15 protein-coding genes are annotated in these 17,222 nt (G+C 69.9%); 12 read left to right on the forward strand and 3 right to left on the reverse strand.

Going from position 1 to position 17,222, the window contains the following annotated elements; all coding sequences use genetic code 11:
- Nucleotides 1-8 precede the first annotated feature (8 nt).
- The 9 genes from trpC (at nt 9) to JOF29_RS40830 (ending at nt 7,429) form a co-directional block, all read left to right on the forward strand.
- A complete protein-coding gene (gene trpC / locus JOF29_RS40790; RefSeq protein WP_209699642.1) occupies nt 9-815 on the forward strand; it encodes an indole-3-glycerol phosphate synthase TrpC in 807 nt (268 codons plus the stop codon).
- Between the two features lie 76 nt (nt 816-891).
- Nucleotides 892-2,100 (forward strand): tryptophan synthase subunit beta, encoded by a 1,209-nt coding sequence (gene trpB, locus JOF29_RS40795; RefSeq protein ID WP_209699643.1) that lies wholly within the window; start codon nt 892-894, stop codon nt 2,098-2,100.
- Nucleotides 2,097-2,918 carry a tryptophan synthase subunit alpha gene (gene trpA / locus JOF29_RS40800; RefSeq protein WP_209699644.1) on the forward strand — a complete coding sequence of 274 codons (822 nt, stop codon included), beginning with the start codon at nt 2,097-2,099 and terminating at the stop codon, nt 2,916-2,918. The genes trpB and trpA overlap by 4 nt, the downstream gene beginning before the upstream one ends.
- Nucleotides 2,919-2,925: 7 nt before the next feature.
- Nucleotides 2,926-3,582: an SCO family protein gene (locus JOF29_RS40805; protein WP_307863953.1), complete on the forward strand. Its 657-nt coding sequence runs from the start codon at nt 2,926-2,928 to the stop codon at nt 3,580-3,582.
- Nucleotides 3,579-4,067: a MauE/DoxX family redox-associated membrane protein gene (locus JOF29_RS40810; RefSeq protein WP_307863954.1), complete on the forward strand. Its 489-nt coding sequence runs from the start codon at nt 3,579-3,581 to the stop codon at nt 4,065-4,067. Before JOF29_RS40805 ends, JOF29_RS40810 begins: the two co-directional genes overlap by 4 nt.
- The gene (locus JOF29_RS40815) at nt 4,064-4,765 is read left to right on the forward strand and encodes a DsbA family protein (RefSeq protein ID WP_209699645.1); all 702 of its coding nucleotides are present in this window, start codon (nt 4,064-4,066) and stop codon (nt 4,763-4,765) included. Before JOF29_RS40810 ends, JOF29_RS40815 begins: the two co-directional genes overlap by 4 nt.
- A 64-nt stretch (nt 4,766-4,829) precedes the next feature.
- Nucleotides 4,830-5,849, forward strand: coding sequence for a prolipoprotein diacylglyceryl transferase (lgt, locus tag JOF29_RS40820; protein WP_209699646.1), 1,020 nt, complete (start codon nt 4,830-4,832; stop codon nt 5,847-5,849).
- Nucleotides 5,846-6,571 carry a VIT1/CCC1 transporter family protein gene (locus JOF29_RS40825; RefSeq protein ID WP_307863955.1) on the forward strand — a complete coding sequence of 242 codons (726 nt, stop codon included), beginning with the start codon at nt 5,846-5,848 and terminating at the stop codon, nt 6,569-6,571. The genes lgt and JOF29_RS40825 overlap by 4 nt, the downstream gene beginning before the upstream one ends.
- 81 nt (nt 6,572-6,652) lie before the next feature.
- Nucleotides 6,653-7,429: a hypothetical protein gene (locus JOF29_RS40830; RefSeq protein ID WP_209699647.1), complete on the forward strand. Its 777-nt coding sequence runs from the start codon at nt 6,653-6,655 to the stop codon at nt 7,427-7,429.
- Here JOF29_RS40830 and JOF29_RS40835 read toward each other — a convergent pair whose 3' ends face one another.
- Nucleotides 7,430-8,458, reverse strand: coding sequence for a 1-aminocyclopropane-1-carboxylate deaminase (locus tag JOF29_RS40835; RefSeq protein ID WP_209699648.1), 1,029 nt, complete (start codon nt 8,456-8,458; stop codon nt 7,430-7,432). It abuts the gene before it with no gap.
- 26 nt (nt 8,459-8,484) lie between these two features.
- Here JOF29_RS40835 and JOF29_RS40840 point away from each other — a divergent pair, with 26 nt between their 5' ends.
- Nucleotides 8,485-9,273: a serine/threonine-protein kinase gene (locus JOF29_RS40840; protein WP_209699649.1), complete on the forward strand. Its 789-nt coding sequence runs from the start codon at nt 8,485-8,487 to the stop codon at nt 9,271-9,273.
- Here the strand turns inward: JOF29_RS40840 and JOF29_RS40845 are convergent.
- Both JOF29_RS40845 and JOF29_RS40850 read right to left on the reverse strand, forming a co-directional pair.
- Nucleotides 9,198-10,028, reverse strand: a complete 831-nt coding sequence (locus tag JOF29_RS40845) for a phosphotransferase (RefSeq protein WP_209699650.1) — start codon at nt 10,026-10,028, stop codon at nt 9,198-9,200. The two genes, JOF29_RS40840 and JOF29_RS40845, sit on opposite strands and share 76 nt — an antisense overlap.
- Nucleotides 10,029-10,106: 78 nt before the next feature.
- The gene (locus JOF29_RS40850; protein ID WP_209699651.1) at nt 10,107-10,937 is read right to left on the reverse strand and encodes a phosphotransferase family protein; all 831 of its coding nucleotides are present in this window, start codon (nt 10,935-10,937) and stop codon (nt 10,107-10,109) included.
- Nucleotides 10,938-11,177: 240 nt separating this feature from the next.
- Here JOF29_RS40850 and gltB point away from each other — a divergent pair, with 240 nt between their 5' ends.
- Together gltB and JOF29_RS40860 are read left to right on the forward strand one after the other, a co-directional pair.
- Nucleotides 11,178-15,716 carry a glutamate synthase large subunit gene (gltB, locus tag JOF29_RS40855; protein ID WP_209699652.1) on the forward strand — a complete coding sequence of 1,513 codons (4,539 nt, stop codon included), beginning with the start codon at nt 11,178-11,180 and terminating at the stop codon, nt 15,714-15,716.
- Nucleotides 15,716-17,182, forward strand: coding sequence for a glutamate synthase subunit beta (locus JOF29_RS40860; protein WP_209699653.1), 1,467 nt, complete (start codon nt 15,716-15,718; stop codon nt 17,180-17,182). Before gltB ends, JOF29_RS40860 begins: the two co-directional genes overlap by 1 nt.
- Nucleotides 17,183-17,222: the final 40 nt, after the last annotated feature.

Consider the following 17,222-nt stretch of genomic DNA (forward strand, 5'->3'; position numbering starts at 1 on the left):
GGACGGACATGACTGTGCTTGACGACATCCTCGCCGGGGTCCGGGAGGACCTCGCGGAGCGCCAGGCGCGGGTCAGCCTGGACGACCTGAAGCTGGAGGCCCAGCGGAAGCCCGACGCCAAGGACCCGATGCCGGTGTTCCGCGGCGACGGGATCGCGGTGATCGCCGAGGTGAAGCGGTCCAGCCCGTCCAAGGGCGAGCTGGCCGAGATCACCGACCCGGCCGCACTGGCCGGGGAGTATGAGCTGGGTGGTGCCGCGGCGATTTCGGTGCTGACCGAAGAGCGCCGGTTCAACGGCAGCCTGGACGACCTGCGTGCGGTCCGCGGCCGGGTGGACGTGCCGGTGCTGCGCAAGGACTTCGTGGTCTCGTCGTATCAGCTCTGGGAGGCCCGGGCGGCCGGCGCGGACATGATCCTGCTGATCGCGGCGGCGCTGGAGCAGGAGGCCCTGGTCTCGCTGATCGAGCGTGCGCACTCGATCGGCCTGTGCCCGCTGGTCGAGGTGCACGACGAGGAGGAGACGCGGCGTGCGGTGGACGCCGGCGCCCAGCTCATCGGCGTCAACAACCGGAACCTGAAGACTCTCGAGGTCGACCGGGACACCTTCGCCCGGGTGGCGCCGACGATCCCGACCGAGCTGGTCCGGGTGGCCGAGTCCGGGGTCCGTGGCCCGCATGATGTAATCGAGTTCGCGCGCGCCGGGGCCGATGTCGTCCTCGTCGGTGAAACCCTGGTGACCGGCCGCGATCCCCGCGCCTCGGTCGCCGACCTCGTCGCCGCCGGATCGCACCCCGCCATCCAGCAGCGGCACTAGAACTCCCGCCCGGTCCAAACGGTGCGGGGCCGTAACTGTCCCGCGCCGTTCGGGCCGGGTTGGAAGGTTTTGTCGGATGAGTACTGTGCTGCCCGACCAGTTCGGGCACTTCGGCCGTTTCGGCGGCAGGTTCATGCCGGAGGCGCTGATCGCGCCGCTCGACGAGCTCACCCAGGCGTGGCGGGAAGCCATGGCCGACCCGGAGTTCACCGGTGAGTTCGAGCGGATGCTGCGCGACTACATCGGCGCCCCGAGCCTGCTGTACGACGCGACCCGGCTGTCGGACGTGGCCGGCGCGCGGATCCTGCTGAAGCGCGAGGACCTGAACCACACCGGCGCGCACAAGATCCGGAACGCGATCGGCCAGGCGCTGCTGACCAAGCGGATGGGCAAGCCGCGGGTGATCGCCGAGACCGGCGCCGGCCAGCACGGTGTCGCGACCGCGACCGCGTGCGCCTACCTCGGCCTCGAGTGCGTGGTCTACATGGGCGAGGTCGACACCGAGCGCCAGTCGCTGAACGTGGCCCGGATGCGGCTGCTCGGCGCCGAGGTGATCTCGGTCAAGACCGGCAGCCGGACGCTCAAGGACGCCATCAACGAGGCGCTCCGCGACTGGGTCGCCAGCGTGGACAAGACGCACTACATCCTCGGTACGGCGGCCGGTTCGCACCCGTTCCCGGCGATGGTCCGGGACTTCGTCCGTGGCATCGGCGACGAGGCCCGGGAGCAGATCCTGGCGCTGACCGGGAAGCTGCCGGACGCCGCGGTCGCGTCGGTCGGCGGCGGGTCGAACGCGATCGGCCTGTTCACCGCGTTCATCCCGGACGAGGACGTGAAGCTGTACGGCATCGAGCCGGGCGGCGACGGGTTCGAGACCGGCCGGCACGCGGCCACGATCACCGCCGGGCAGGTCGGCGTACTGCACGGTGCGCGGTCGTTCCTGCTGCAGGACGAGGACGGGCAGACGATCGAGTCGCACTCGATCTCCGCCGGGCTGGACTACCCGGGCGTCGGCCCGGAGCACGCGTGGCTGGCCGAGACCGGGCGGGCGACGTACCGGCCGATCACCGACGCGGAGGCGATGGACGCGTTCAAGCTGCTGTCCCGGACCGAAGGCATCATCCCGGCGATCGAGTCCGCGCACGCGGTCTCGGGCGCGCTCGGCATCGCCAAGGAACTGGGGCCGGAGGCAACCATCCTGGTGAACCTCTCGGGACGTGGCGACAAGGACATGGACACGGCCGCGACCTGGTTCGGGCTGGGCGAGAAGGGATCCGGGGAATGAGCGACGTTGCCCTGGGCAAGGCCGGAGCCGCGATCCGGACGGCGAACGAGGCCGGCCGCGGAGCCTTCATCGGATACCTGCCGGCCGGGTACCCGACGTACGACGGCGCACTCGACGGGCTGAAGGCGCTCGTCGACGGCGGCGCCGACGTGATCGAGCTCGGCCTGCCGTACAGCGATCCGGTGATGGACGGTGTCACGATCCAGCGGGCCACCGAGATCGCGCTCGCCGGCGGTCTGCGCACCCGCGACGTGCTCAGCACGGTCGAGAAGCTCGCGGCGTACGCCGACGTACCGGTGCTCGTGATGACGTACTGGAACCCGATCGAGCGGTACGGCGTGGACCGCTTCGCCGCGGACTTCGCCGGCGCCGGGGGAGCGGGGCTGATCACGCCCGACCTGATCCCGGACGAGGGTGCGGAGTGGATCGCGGCCGCGGACAAGCACGACCTGGACAAGGTGTTCCTCGTCTCGCCGTCGTCGACCGACGAGCGGATCGCGATGACCACCGCGGCCTGCCGCGGGTTCGTGTACGCGACCGCCGTGATGGGGGTCACCGGCGCGCGGGACAAGCCGTCGGAGCTGGCGGCGCCGTTGGTGGCCCGGGTGCACGCGGCGACCGGGCTGCCGGTCGGTGTCGGCCTCGGGATCTCCAACGGTGATCAGGCGGCCGGCGTGACCGCGTTCGCGGACGCGGCGATCGTCGGCGCGGCACTGGTCCGGGCTCTCGGCGACGGCGGCGCGGCTGCGGTGCGTGCGCTTGCGGAGGACCTTTCCGCGGGCGTCCGCCGGGAACCTCGTACGTCCGCCGGTCGTTGATACAGCCGTGAGTCGAACCAGGAACGCTGCCCTGCTCTTGGCGGCGGTGGCCCTGCTCGCCCTCGCGGGGTGCGGTGGCAATCAGCAGAAGGCGGACAACCCCGGCGGGGCGATCATCCGCAGCAGCCAGGATCCCAACGGGTTGCGCGGCGCCACGCTGGACCGTCCGTACTCGATGCCCGCGGCCACCTTGACCGACACCAACGGTGACCCGTTCAACCTGGTCACGTCGACGAAGAAGCCGGTCACGCTGGTGTTCTTCGGGTACACGAACTGCCCGGACGTGTGCCCGACCGTGATGGCCGACGTGGCGTCCGCGCTCACCAAGCTGGACAAGCCGGTGCAGGACCAGATCCAGATGCTGTTCATCACCACCGACCCGGCACGCGACACCGGGCCGGTGATCCGCAAGTACCTGGACCGCTTCGACCCGTCGTTCGTCGGGCTGACCGGTTCACTGACGTCGATCAAGGACATCGCGAAGGCGGTCGGCGTACCGGTCGAGGGCATGCAGAAGCTGCCGTCGGGCGGGTACGAGGTCGGTCACGGAGCGCAGGTGATCGGCTTCGGGAAGAACGACAAGGCGAACGTGATCTGGCTGTCGAACGCCGCGATCGGCGACCTGGCGCACGACTTCGGGAAGCTGGTCGAGGACAACCAGTGAAGCGGCGGGGCTGGTTCGGGTGGGTCTCGCTGGGGGCGCGGTTGCTGCTCGGCGGCGTGATGCTGGTCGCCGGTGCGATGAAGGTCACCGACCCGGAGACGGCCGCGCAGGCGGTCCGGGCGTACGAGCTGCTGCCGTCGTCGCTGGTGCAGCCGGTCGGCTGGGGGATGCCGTTCCTGGAGATCGCGATCGGGCTGCTGCTGATCGTCGGCTTCGGGGTCCGGGCGTCCGCGGCCGCCGCCGGGGTGTTCCTCGTGGTGTTCGTGGTCGCGGTGTCGTCGGCCTGGGCGCGTGGGCTGTCGATCGACTGCGGCTGCTTCGGCGGCGGCGGGCAGGTCGCGCCGGGAGAAACGAAGTACCTGCAGGAGATCCTGCGGGACGCCGGCCTGCTGGTGCTGGCCGGCTGGCTGTGGTTGTACCCGGCCAGTAAGTTCGCTGTCGTACAAGACCCGCACACAGGACCACAAGGAGCCACCGCGTCGTGAGCAATGCCAACTTCCCCGGGAATCCGCTGGCGCAGCAGCCGAAGCGCCGGATCTCACCCGGGATCGTCGTCGGCGTCATCCTGGTACTGGCGCTCGCCGCCGGCGTCGGCGTGCAGTACTTCCGCGGCCACTCCAAGGTCGAGGTGACGTCGACCGGTCGGCCCGAGCCGGCGGTCATCACCGGCCCGGGGACGTCCGGCAAGGGCGTCACGGTCGGCAAGGCCGGCGCGAAGGTGAACATCGACCTGTACCTCGACTTCCGCTGCCCGCACTGCGCGGACTTCGAGAAGGAGAGCGGCGCGACCGTCGACAAGCTGGTCGCGGACGGTACGGCGACGCTCACGTACTGGCCGCTGCAGTTCGTCAACCCGAGCGCCTCCCCGCGGCTGGCGAACGCGTTCGCCGCAGCCGCCGCCAACGGCAAGGCGCTGGGCTTCGCGGACCAGCTGTACGGCGACTTCACGAAGTCCTGGACCACCGACCAGCTGGTCGAGCTCGGCAAGCAGCTCGGCGTCGGCGACGCGAAGTACCAGCAGGCCCTGCAGGACAACACGTACGCGGGCTGGCTCGAGTCGGTCGGCAAGGCCGCCGACGACCGCGGCGTGACCGGTACGCCGACCGTGTACCTGAACGGCAAACAGCTCCCGACCGACCAACTGACCGCCGAGGGCCTGCAAAAGGCCGTCGACGCACTCTGAGGCCCCATCGTGACCGTGCGTTTCTGGCAGTGCCCTGACGGGTCGAGTAGCGTTCCCACTTGCCATGTCTAGTCTGAGTCTTGCCGTGACGGTTCCGGCGTTCATCCCCAGCCCGAGCCAGGGCGTCTGGCACCTTCTCGGCCTGCCGGTCCGCGCGTACGCGCTGTGCATCCTGGCCGGCATCTTCGCCGGGTACTGGCTCGGCCGCCGGCGCTGGGTCGCCCGTGGCGGCTCCGCACCGGTGCTCGCCGACATCATGTTCTGGGCGATCCCGTTCGGCCTGGTCGGCGCCCGGATCTACCACGTGATCACCGACGCCGAGCTGTACTTCGGTCCTGGCAGGCACCCGATCGACGCGCTGAAGATCTGGCACGGCGGGCTCGGCATCTGGGGTGCGGTCGGGTTCGGCGCGCTCGGCGCCTGGATCGCCTGCCGGCGGGCCAAGGTGCCGTTCCTGGCGGTCGCGGACGCGATGGCGCCCGGGATCGCGCTGGCGCAGATCTTCGGCCGGTTCGGCAACTACTTCAACCAGGAGCTGTTCGGCCGCCCGACCACGAAGCCGTGGGGCCTGGAGATCTCCCCGGAGCACCGGCCGCCGGGGTACGCCGACTTCGCCACGTTCCACCCGACGTTCCTGTACGAGGCGATCTGGAACCTCGGCGTGGTCGCGCTCGTCCTGCTCGTCGACCGCCGCTTCAAGCTCGGCCACGGCCGTGCCTTCTTCCTGTACGCCGCCGCGTACACCGCGGGCCGCGCCTGGATCGAGAACCTGCGCATCGACACCGTCAACCACATCTTCGGCCTCCGCCTGAACGTGTGGACGGCCCTGATCATGTTCGTGCTGTCCGTCATCGCCTTCGTCATCAGCGCCCGCAAACGCCCCGGCCAGGAAAGCATCACCACCGGCCCCGCCGCCGGCAGCCCGACCGTCGACGCCGACGGCGCGGCGGACGGCGCGGACGAGGGTGCTGACCAAGCACCTGCCGCCGCCGAGAAGGACGGTTCCGCCTCGGTGGAGCCGGCCGGTGAGACGCAGCCGGAAACGCCTGGCCCTACTCATCACACCGGGCCCAGACTGAAGTGAACGACTTTCCGCAGGTGTCGTCGGAGCATCACGGGGACCACACCCACCGTGATGTGACCGGCGGCTGGCTGCGGCCCGCGGTGTTCGGCGCGATGGACGGGCTGGTCTCGAACTTCGCGCTGATCGCCGGCATGGACGGCGGTACCAGCTCGGGCTCGAAGTTCATCGTGCTGGCCGGCCTCGCGGGCCTCGCCGCCGGTGCGTTCTCGATGGCTGCCGGGGAGTACACCTCGGTCGCGTCCCAGCGCGAGCTCGCGCACGCCGAGATCGAGGTCGAACGCTCCGAGATCAGGAAACACCCGATCGACGAGGAGATCGAGCTCGCCGAGACCTACCGCGCGAAGGGCCTCGACCCGGACCTGGCCGGCAAGGTCGCCAAGCAGTTCCACGCGAACCCCGACCAGGCCCTCGAGGAACACGTCCGCGAAGAACTCGGCATCGACCCGTCCGACCTCCCGAATCCGGTGATCGCCGCCGCGTCGTCCTTCATCTGCTTCGCCGTCGGCGCTTTCGTCCCACTGGCGCCGTACCTGCTGGGCGCCGGCAACGTCGTCCCGTCCCTGATCCTCGCCCTCACCGCCCTGTTCGTCTGCGGCGCGGTGGTTTCCCGGGTCACCAGCCGCTCCTGGTGGTACTCCGGCCTCCGCCAGCTCCTCCTCGGCGCCGCCGCCGCCGGACTCACCTACTTCGTCGGCACCCTCGTCGGCCCCGGCATCGGCTGAGTCCGGGGTATCGCCGGCGCTACCTTCGGGGTCGCCTCGGCGTCATGGTTCGCAGGGGATCGGTTCGCCTAGGTTGTGCGCATGAAGAGGTTTTCTGTGCTTGCAGCGGCGCTCATCGTGGCGTTCGTCGTGGCTCCGGGCATGCTGGCCGGCAACGGGGCGACGGCCGATCTGAGGAGTGAGCGGGGGCTCGCCGGTACCTTCCGCGGAGAGTTCGTCACGTACTGGGGTTCTGGCGAGCGCAGTTTCGAGCCGGGGATGCAGCGGGTGGTCGACTACTGGTTCCGGTATCACATCGCGAAGGGCGTGCTCGCCGGGGCGTTGCTCGTTGCGCTCGTCGTACTCGGGGTGATGGTTTGGCGGGCGTTCCTGCGGGCCCGTGGTCTTCGGGCGGCGGGGCTTGCGGCGGGCGGTGTTCTGTCGACCGCGCTGGCGGTGGTGTCGCTCGCGGCGGTGATGGCGAACATCCATGGGACGGCGGCGCCGTTCGGCTCGCTGTTGCCGATGCTGTTCGGCGCCCCGGCCGGTCCACTGGATGACACACTCGGGCAGATCAGGCAGCAGCTGGCCGCTGGGCAGCAGTCGCCGCCTCTCGATGTGATCACCGGCGACTACGTGTTGTTCCACGCTGTGATGGCTGTCGAGGGCGCGATCGTCATCGCCGGCCTCGTCGTACTGGCTGTCCTGCTGTGGCGCTGGTTCATCAAGGCCGAGGGGCGTACGAGGCGAGTGCTGGCCGGGTACGGCGTATTCGTGCCCGTGCTTTCGCTGGCGCTTGCCGTCGTCGTGGTGGCGAACACGACCACGGCGGCCCACCCGCTACCCGGCCTCGAAGGGTTCTTCGCCGGCGGCTGGTGATCAGTCGGCGATCCGCTGCGTCCGGGTGAAGAGGCTGCTGTACGCGTTCAGGGCGGGCTGGCCGCCCAGATGGGCGTACAGCACGGTGGAGGTCCTGGGGATCTCGTTGGTGCGGATGAGGTCGATCAGGCCCGCCATCGACTTTCCTTCGTAGACCGGGTCGATGATCATGCCCTCGAGCTGGCCGGTGAGGCGGATCGCGTCGAGGGTGGACTGCACCGGTACGCCGTACTCGTCGCCGGCCCAGCCCTCCAGGACGGTGATCTCGTCGGCGCGCAGGTCGCGGCCGAGGTCGATCAGGCGGGCGGTGTTGCGGGCGATCCGTTCGACCTGGTCGCGGGTCTCCTGGAGTTTGGCGCTCGCGTCGATGCCGATCACCCGGCGCGGGCGGTCCTGGCCGGCGAATCCGGCGATCATGCCGGCGTGGGTGGAGCCGGTGACGGAGCAGACCACGATCGTGTCGAAGAAGATCCCGAGCTCGCGTTCCTGCTGCTCGACCTCGTCCGCCCAGTTCGCGAACCCGAGCCCGCCGAGCGGGTGGTCGGAGGCGCCGGCCGGGATCGCGTACGGCGTACCGCCGCGCGCCTCGACGTCCGCGAGCGCCTGCTTCCAGCTGTCCTTGAAGCCGATCCCGAACCCGGCCGGGTCGAGCCGTACCTCGGCGCCCATGATCCGGCTGAGCAGGATGTTGCCGACCCGGTCGTTGAGCGCGTCCGGCCAGTCGACCCAGTTCTCCTGTACCAGCACGGCCTTCAGCCCGGCCTTCGCGGCGACGGCGGCGACCTGGCGGGTGTGGTTCGACTGGTAGCCGCCGATCGACACGAGCGTGTCGGCGCCCTGCGCGAGCGCGTCCGGGATCAGGTACTCCAGCTTGCGCGTCTTGTTCCCGCCGTACGCGAGCCCCGAGTTGCAGTCCTCGCGCTTCGCCCAGATCTGCGCGCCGCCGAGGTACGCCGACAACCGCTCCAGCGGATGCAGCGGACTGGGGCCGAACAGCAGCGGGTACCGCGGAAAATCGCTGAGCGCCATGGTGTTCCTCCACTAGGGTCGGCGGAATGTTTCCCGGTGAGATCGATGTCCGTCCGGCCACGTACCTCAACCAGCTAGGCACCATCTTCGCCCGGTTCGCCCCCAAGGGCTCCGGCAACATCTCGTACGGCGTACAGACCGACGGCGCCCGGTACTTCGTCAAGACCGCGGGCGACCCGGCGAACACCGAGCCCCACCTCGACTTCACCGACCGAGTAGCTCTCCTGCGCAACACGGTCGAGCTCGCCCGCGCCGTCGCCCATCCCGCGCTACCCGCCCTGCACACAGTCATCGAATCCGCGGGCGGTCCGCTCCTGGTCTACGACTGGCGCGACGGTGACCTTCTCCACAATCCGGACGTCCCTGAGCGCTTCCGGGCCCTGCCGACCGAGGAGATCCTCGCTGCCCTCGACACTCTCTACGACCTACATGCCGCCCTGGACGCAGCCGGCTGGGTCGAGGGCGACTTCTACGATGGGTCGTTGCTCTACGACTTCACAACGCAACGCCTGACCGTCATCGACCTCGACTCGTATCACCGCGGCCCGTTCCGCAACACGATGGGTCGGATGTTCGGCTCCAGCCGCTTCATGGCCCCTGAGGAACACATCTTCGGCGCCCCGATCGACACCCGAACCACCGCCTACGCCCTGGCCCGCGCAGGCCTGATCCTTCTTCCAGACCCGCCGCAGGCGCTCGAAGATGTCCTCATCGAGGCGACGACCGCGCGATTTCCGAGTTATCGGGCGTTCCACGAGGCGTGGCTGACTGCTTCGTCGACGATCGCCGACAGCGTGACCAACCGCTCCAGGTGAAGCCCGGGGTCGGGTTGATCGAGCGCCCACGCGGCCCGCGCGACCAGGGTGACGGCAGCAGTCAGTACGGCGCCTCGCCGGACGAGATCGGCGGGCCACGTGGCCGCGCTGCCGACCTGGAAGGCGGCCACCAGCTCGGCGATCGGTGTCGGGGTGGACAGCAACAGGTACGCGAGGTCGAAGCCCAACGGGCCGACGCCGAATTGATCCCAGTCCACCGCGATCACGTCGTCGCCGTCCGCCCGGAGCAGGTTGAGCGGATGCGCGTCGCCGTGGACGAGGTGCTGTGGCAGTCGATCGAGCTCGGACATCACCTCCGCCCGGTGCGTCCACAGTCGATGGCCCGAACGCCGTACGTCGGCGGGCAGAACGCCGGCCGTTTCGATCGCGGCCCAGCCCCCGTGCTGCTGATCGTCGGCCAGCCGGTCGCGCAGCGTCCGCCGCGCGAACCAGTCGGCGGGCTCCAGCCGATTCAGGGCGAACCGCCCGAGCGCGGTTGCCGCGTCGGCAGAGGTGAGCGGAGTCGTCCGAACTGCATCCGTCCAGAGCGTGACGCCGTCCGGATCGCTGTCGACCTTCACGCACCGAGGTGCGCGTAGCCCAGCGGTCAGCTCGAGCAGACCGCTGGCGGCGACATCGGCCTGGCGGCGCCAGTAGGCGTAGTGACTCGGCCGCTCCTCACCGGGTACCAGTCGCTTCGCGACGAAGCCGTCAGGCGTCCTCCACACACCGCCGTCCGCCCGGTCGTTCCCCACGCTGAGCAGAATCCAGTCACGCTCCGGTCGCCATCCCATCGAGCAGAACTATCACCCGCTCGGTCCACCCCGCCCGCCTCAGAGGTGATCGACTGCCTGTTCGACGACGGGGGACAGGTCGCGCAGGAGCCGCACGTGATCGCCGGAGTCGGGCTGGGTGAGCGACCAGGCCGCGCGTGACACGACGGTGTACGCCGCGGTGAGCACGGCTCCCCGTCGTACAGCGGCCGCCTGACCACCATGCGCCGCCAACAACTCGTCCAGCGGTGCATTGACGGCCAGGAGCAGGTAGCCGAGGTCGAAACCGGCCGGTCCCAGGCCGAACTGTTCCCAGTCGATGGCGATCACGTCGTCGCCGTCGCGGCCGAGGAGGTTCACCGGATGGGCATCGCCGTGCGTCGGCACCCGCGGAAGCGCGTCCAGCGCATCCAGCGCGGCCTCCCGACGGGTCCACAGTTCCTCGATCGCCGGTGTCGACGACCCGCCCAGCGCCCCCCACCCGCCGCGACGCTCCACGGTCCTCAGACGGTCCCGAAGTACGTCCCGCGCACCCCACGCGGGCTCGACCACGGAACAGCCCGAGAAACGCCCCAGAGCCCCCGCCAGCGCCTCCGGAGCCCAGTCGTACGGCGCGACGTACGCCGTCCGGAGCGTGATCCCGTCCGCATCCCGCTCCACGCCCGTCCAACCTGGCGCCCGGAGCCCCGCCGTACGGGTGACGACGCCGGACTCGGCGACCAGCGCCTGCCGTTCCCAGTACGCGTGATGCCGCGGATCGGTCACACCCCGGACCAGGCGTTTCACCACCTCCCCGCCGGGCGTCCGCCAGACGCCGCCGGTCGCTTGTCCGGTACCGGCGGTGAGTGGTTCCCAACGGGAGGAGGGCTGCCAGGACAGTTGCCGAGACATGGTTCCGGTCTATCAGTCCCAGCAAGTGAATTTCCGGGGCGTGGGTGGTTGCGGACGCGGTCGGCTGGGAAGATAGAGGGCTAGTAGTGAGCGCTTGCTTACTGAGGGTCATCAAGGCGTTGCGCGGTGGACAGGAAGTCCATTTGGCGGGCGTCATGAGGTAGTCTCGGGACTCCCGGCTTGGGCCAGTGTTGTCCCGCGGCCAGTTGTATTTGACCGTAGGACGACGGGAGCTCCTGAATGTATGGTCGCCCCCCCACCGGAGAGCTGCAGAGGCCGAGCGAGGGCCTCTACGACGGACGGCACGAGCACGACGCGTGTGGTGTTGCCTTCGTCGCGACCCTGACCGGTGAACCGAGCCACGACATCGTGGCCAAGGCATTGACCGCCCTGCGGAACCTCGAGCACCGTGGTGCGTCCGGTGCCGAGCCCGACTCCGGCGACGGTGCCGGCATCCTGCTCCAGGTTCCGGACGCCTTCTACCGCAAGGTGTGCGAGTTCGAGCTGCCGGCGCCGCACAGCTATGCGACCGGTATCGCGTTCCTCCCGGCCGACCCGGACGACGCGGCGAAGGCGACGGAACGGATCGAGGAGCTCGCCGCCGAGGAGCAGTTGAGCGTCGTCGGCTGGCGGGACATCCCGACCACGCCCGACCTGCTCGGTGCGACCGCGCGTTCGGTGATGCCGACGTTCAAGCAGCTGTTCGTGACCGCGAAGGCGGGCCGCGTGCTCGGCCTGGCGCTGGAGCGGATGGCCTTCCGGCTGCGCAAGCGCGCCGAGAAGGAGACCGCGACGTACTTCCCGTCGCTGTCCGGCCGGACCATCACCTACAAGGGGATGCTGACCACCGACCAGCTCGACAAGTTCTTCCCGGAGCTGACCGACCCGGACCTGGCGTCCGCGATCGGCGTCGTGCACTCGCGGTTCTCGACGAACACGTTCCCGTCCTGGCCGCTCGCCCACCCGTACCGGTACATCGCCCACAACGGTGAGATCAACACCGTCCAGGGCAACCGGAACTGGATGCGCGCCCGCGAGGCCCTGCTCGCCAGCGACTTGATCCCGGGAGACCTGGAGCAGCTCTACCCGATCTGTACGCCGGGAGCCTCGGACTCCGCGTCCTTCGACGAGGTCCTCGAGCTCCTGCACCTCGGCGGCCGCTCGCTGCCGCACGCGATGCTGATGATGATCCCGGAGGCGTGGGAGAACGCCACCACGATGGATCCGAAACGGCGCGCGTTCTACGAGTTCCACTCGACGCTGATGGAGCCGTGGGACGGCCCGGCGTCGGTGGTCTTCTCCGACGGTACGAAGGTCGGCGCCGTGCTGGACCGCAACGGCCTGCGCCCCTCGCGGTACTGGGTGACCGACGACGGCCTCGTCGTACTCGCCTCCGAGGCCGGTGTCCTGGACATCGACCCGGCGACCGTCACCGAGAAGGGCCGGCTCGAGCCCGGCCGGATCTTCCTGGTCGACGTCGACGCGCACCGGATCATCACCGACACCGAGGTGAAGAACACGCTCGCGGCCGAGCACCCGTACGACGAGTGGCTGCACGCCGGCCTGATCCGCTTCGAGGACCTGCACGAGCGCGAGCACGTCGTCCACAGCCACGCATCGGTGACCCGGCGCCAGCAGGTCTTCGGGTACACCGAAGAGGAGCTGCGCGTCATCCTGACCCCGATGGCGAGGACCGCCGCGGAGCCGATCGGCTCGATGGGGACCGACACCCCGATCGCGGTGCTGAGTGACCGGCCGCGGCTGCTGTTCGACTACTTCGCGCAGCTGTTCGCGCAGGTCACGAACCCGCCGCTGGACGCGATCCGCGAGGAGCTGGTGACCTCGCTGTCGTCCAGCCTCGGCCCGGAGTCGAACCTGCTGAACCCGAGCCCGGCGTCCTGCCGGCAGGTGGTGATCCCGTTCCCGGTGATCACCAACGACGAGCTGGCCAAGCTCCGGCACATCAACCTCGACGGCGACATGCCCGGCCTGGCCACCACGGTGCTGCGCGGCGTGTACGACGTCGAAGGTGGCGGCGAGGCGCTCCGGACACGCCTCGACGAGATCTGCGCCGAGGCCGACGCCGCGATCAGCGACGGCGCCCGCATCCTGGTGCTGTCCGACCGGCACTCGAACGCCGACAGCGCGCCGGTCCCGTCGCTGCTGCTGACCGCCGCGGTTCATCACCACCTGGTGCGGAAGAAGACCCGCACCCAGGTCGGCCTGGTCGTCGAGGCCGGTGACGTCCGCGAGGTGCACCACGTCGCGCTCCTGATGGGGTACGGCGCGGCAGCGATCAACCCCTACCTGGCGCTGGAGTCGGTCGAGGACCTGTGCCGGCGCGGCACCTATCTGCCGGGCATAGAGCCCGAGCAGGCGGTTCGCAACGTGGTGAAGTCGCTCGGCAAGGGCGTGCTCAAGGTCATGTCGAAGATGGGTGTCTCGACGGTCGCGTCGTACACCGGCGCCCAGATCTTCGAGGCGAACGGGCTGTCCCCGTTCCTGGTCGACATCTACTTCACCGGTACGTCGTCGAGGATCGGCGGCGTCGGCCTGGACACGATCGCCGAGGAGGTACGCCGCCGGCACCTGCGCGCCTACCCGGCCGACGGGATCCTGCCCGCGCACCGCAAGCTCGAGATCGGCGGCGAGTACCAGTGGCGCCGTGAGGGTGAGCCGCACCTGTTCGACCCGGACACGGTGTTCCGGCTGCAGCACAGCACCCGCACCGGGCGGTACGACATCTTCAAGCAGTACACGGCGAAGGTGGACGAGCAGTCCGAGCGGCTGATGACGCTGCGTGGGTTGTTCGGGTTCAAGTCGGACCGGCAGCCGATCCCGATCGACGAGGTCGAGCCGGTCAGCGCGATCGTCAAGCGGTTCTCCACCGGCGCGATGAGCTACGGCTCGATCAGCGCCGAGGCGCACACCACGCTGGCGATCGCGATGAACCGGCTCGGCGGCAAGTCGAACACCGGTGAGGGCGGCGAGGACGCCGACCGGCTGTACGACCCGGCCCGGCGGAGCTCGATCAAGCAGGTCGCGTCCGGCCGGTTCGGCGTCACCGCGGAGTACCTGACGAACTCCGACGACATCCAGATCAAGATGGCGCAGGGCGCGAAGCCCGGCGAGGGCGGGCAGCTGCCCGGCCCGAAGGTGTACCCGTGGGTGGCGAGCACCCGGCACTCGACGCCCGGCGTCGGCCTGATCTCGCCGCCGCCGCACCACGACATCTACTCGATCGAGGACCTGGCGCAGCTGATCCACGACCTGAAGAACGCGAACCCCCAGGCGCGGATCCACGTGAAGCTTGTCTCCGAGGTCGGTGTCGGCACGATCGCCGCGGGTGTCTCGAAGGCGCACGCCGACGTCGTACTGATCTCCGGCCACGACGGCGGTACCGGCGCGGCGCCGCTGACCTCGCTGAAGCACGCGGGCGGTCCTTGGGAGCTCGGCCTCGCCGAGACCCAGCAGACCCTGCTGCTGAACGGGTTGCGGGACCGGATCGTGGTCCAGACCGACGGCCAGCTGAAGACCGGGCGGGACGTCGTGATCGCGGCGCTGCTCGGTGCCGAGGAGTACGGTTTCGCGACCGCTCCGCTGGTGGTGTCGGGCTGCATCATGATGCGCGTCTGCCACCTGGACACCTGCCCGGTCGGCGTCGCCACCCAGAACCCGGTGCTCCGGGAGCGGTTCTCGGGCAAGCCGGAGTTCGTGGTGAACTTCTTCGAGTTCATCGCCGAGGAGGTCCGCGAGTACCTGGCCGAGCTCGGGTTCCGGACGCTGGACGAGGCGATCGGGCACGCCGAAGTACTGGACATCGAGCGCGCGGTCGACCACTGGAAGGCCGACGGGCTCGACCTGTCGCCGATCCTGCACGTGCCGGCGCTGCCGGAAGGCGCGGCGCTGCACCAGACCGTCGAGCAGAACCACGGGCTGGACAAGGCGCTCGACAACGAGCTGATCCGGATCTGCCGGCCGGCGCTCGACAACGGCGAGCCGGTCCGGGCGCAGGTCGCGATCCGGAACGTGAACCGGACCGTCGGCACGATGCTCGGCCACGAGATCACCAAGCGGTACAAGGCCGCCGGTCTCGCGGACGGGACGATCGACCTGACCTTCACCGGGTCGGCCGGCAACTCGTTCGCCGCCTTCGTGCCGCCCGGGGTCACCCTGCGGCTCGAGGGTGACGCCAACGACTACGTCGGCAAGGGCCTGTCCGGCGGCCGGGTGGTGATCCGGCCGGACCGCCGGGCCCGGTTCGACGCCGCCGGCCAGATCATCGCCGGCAACGTGATCGCGTACGGCGCGACGTCCGGCGAGCTGTTCATCAGCGGCGGCGTCGGCCAGCGGTTCTGCGTCCGGAACTCCGGCGCGACCGCGATCGTCGAGTCGGTCGGCGACCACGCCTGCGAGTACATGACCGGCGGGCGTGTCGTCGTCCTGGGTGCTGTCGGACGGAACTTCGCGGCCGGTATGTCGGGCGGTGTGGCCCACGTGATCGACCTGGACCACTCCCTGGTGAACCCGGAGCTGGTGGATCTGCACCCGGTCACGACGGACGAGTCCGAGCTGCTGCACGACCTGGTCCGCAGGCACTTCGAGGAGACCGGATCGGAACGGGCGGCCAAGCTGCTCGCCGACTGGCCGGCCGCGGCCGCCAGATTCACCACGGTGATGCCCCGCGACTACGCCCGGGTACTGGCGGCCAAGGCGGCCGCCGAGCGTGACGGGCTGGACGAGGACGCCACCACGCGAGCGATGATGGAGGCCATCTGATGGCTGATCCCAAGGGATTCCTGACCACCCCGCGCGAGGTCGCCGACCGGCGGCCGGTGGAGGAACGCAAGCAGGACTGGAAAGAGGTCTACCCCGGCGGGCCCGGCAAGGCGCTGCTGCCGATCATCACCAAACAGGCCGGCCGCTGCATGGACTGCGGCATCCCGTTCTGCCACAGCGGCTGCCCGCTCGGCAACCTGATCCCGGAGTGGAACGACCTGGTCTGGCGGGACGACTGGTCGAGCGCGATCGAGCGGCTGCACGCGACCAACAACTTCCCGGAGTTCACCGGGCGGCTGTGCCCGGCGCCGTGCGAGACCGCCTGCGTGCTCGGCATCAACCAGGACCCGGTGACGATCAAGAACGTCGAGGTCGCGATCATCGACAAGGCCTGGGAGACCGGCGACGTCAAGCCGCAGCCGCCGGAATGGCTGACCGGTAAGACGATCGCGGTCGTCGGGTCCGGCCCGGCCGGTTTGGCCGCGGCGCAGCAGCTGACCCGCGCGGGTCACACCGTCGCGGTGTACGAGCGCGCCGACACCCCGGGCGGCCTGCTCCGGTACGGCATTCCCGAGTTCAAGATGGAGAAGGTGCAGGTCGACCGCCGGATCCAGCAGATGAAGGACGAGGGCACGGTCTTCCGCTCCGGCGTCAACGTCGGCGTCGACGTCACCGGAACCCAGCTCAAGCAGCGGTACGACGCGGTCGTGATCGCGACCGGCGCCACCGCCGCGCGCGACCTGCCGGTGCCGGGCCGCGAGTACGGCGGTATCCACCAGGCGATGGAGTACCTGCCGCAGTCCAACCGGGCCTCGCTCGGGCAGACCGTCGCGAACCAGATCGTTGCGACCGGCAAGGACGTGGTGATCATCGGCGGCGGCGACACCGGCGCCGACTGCCTGGGTACGGCGCACCGCCAGGGTGCCCGGTCGGTCACCCAGCTCGAGATCATGCCGCGGCCGTCGGACGAGCGCCCGGCGGGACAGCCCTGGCCGACGTACCCGATGACCTACCGGGTCGCGTCCGCGCACGAGGAGGGCGGCGACCGGGTGTACGCCGTCTCCACGGTGAACTTCGAGGCCGATGCCGACGGCAACGTGTCCGGGCTGAACCTGGTCGAGGTCGAGTTCAAGGACGGGAAGTTCACCCCGGTCGAGGGCTCCGAGCGGACCATCCCGGCGCAGCTGGTGCTGCTCGCGATGGGCTTCCTCGGGCCGGAGCGCGAGGGCTTCCTCGAGCAGCTGGGCGTCGAGCTCGACGAGCGCGGCAACGTCAAGCGGGACAAGCACTACCAGACCTCGGTCGAAGGCGTGTTCGCCTGCGGTGACGCCGGCCGCGGTCAGTCGCTGATCGTCTGGGCGATCGCCGAGGGCAGGTCCTGCGCGGGCGGCGTGGACGCGCACCTGACCGGGTCGTCGACGCTGCCGACCCCGATCCCGCCGACCGCGCGCCCGCTGGCGGTTTGACGAGGTCCGCCTTGGGCACGGGCCAACCGAAAGTCGCGGA

Source organism: Kribbella aluminosa (assembly GCF_017876295.1).
GTDB lineage: Bacteria > Actinomycetota > Actinomycetes > Propionibacteriales > Kribbellaceae > Kribbella > Kribbella aluminosa.

What these genes read in the sequence shown, in the direction of transcription:
- lgt (WP_209699646.1), top strand. Translation starts at nt 4,830, where the DNA reads ATGTCTAGTCTGAGTCTTGCCGTGACGGTTCCGGCGTTCATCCCCAGC.
- gltB (WP_209699652.1), top strand. Translation starts at nt 11,178, where the DNA reads ATGTATGGTCGCCCCCCCACCGGAGAGCTGCAGAGGCCGAGCGAGGGC.
- JOF29_RS40850 (WP_209699651.1), bottom strand. Translation starts at nt 10,937, where the DNA reads ATGTCTCGGCAACTGTCCTGGCAGCCCTCCTCCCGTTGGGAACCACTC.
- JOF29_RS40835 (WP_209699648.1), bottom strand. Translation starts at nt 8,458, where the DNA reads ATGGCGCTCAGCGATTTTCCGCGGTACCCGCTGCTGTTCGGCCCCAGT.
- trpB (WP_209699643.1), top strand. Translation starts at nt 892, where the DNA reads ATGAGTACTGTGCTGCCCGACCAGTTCGGGCACTTCGGCCGTTTCGGC.
- JOF29_RS40840 (WP_209699649.1), top strand. Translation starts at nt 8,485, where the DNA reads ATGTTTCCCGGTGAGATCGATGTCCGTCCGGCCACGTACCTCAACCAG.
- trpC (WP_209699642.1), top strand. Translation starts at nt 9, where the DNA reads ATGACTGTGCTTGACGACATCCTCGCCGGGGTCCGGGAGGACCTCGCG.
- trpA (WP_209699644.1), top strand. Translation starts at nt 2,097, where the DNA reads ATGAGCGACGTTGCCCTGGGCAAGGCCGGAGCCGCGATCCGGACGGCG.
- JOF29_RS40860 (WP_209699653.1), top strand. Translation starts at nt 15,716, where the DNA reads ATGGCTGATCCCAAGGGATTCCTGACCACCCCGCGCGAGGTCGCCGAC.
- JOF29_RS40830 (WP_209699647.1), top strand. Translation starts at nt 6,653, where the DNA reads ATGAAGAGGTTTTCTGTGCTTGCAGCGGCGCTCATCGTGGCGTTCGTC.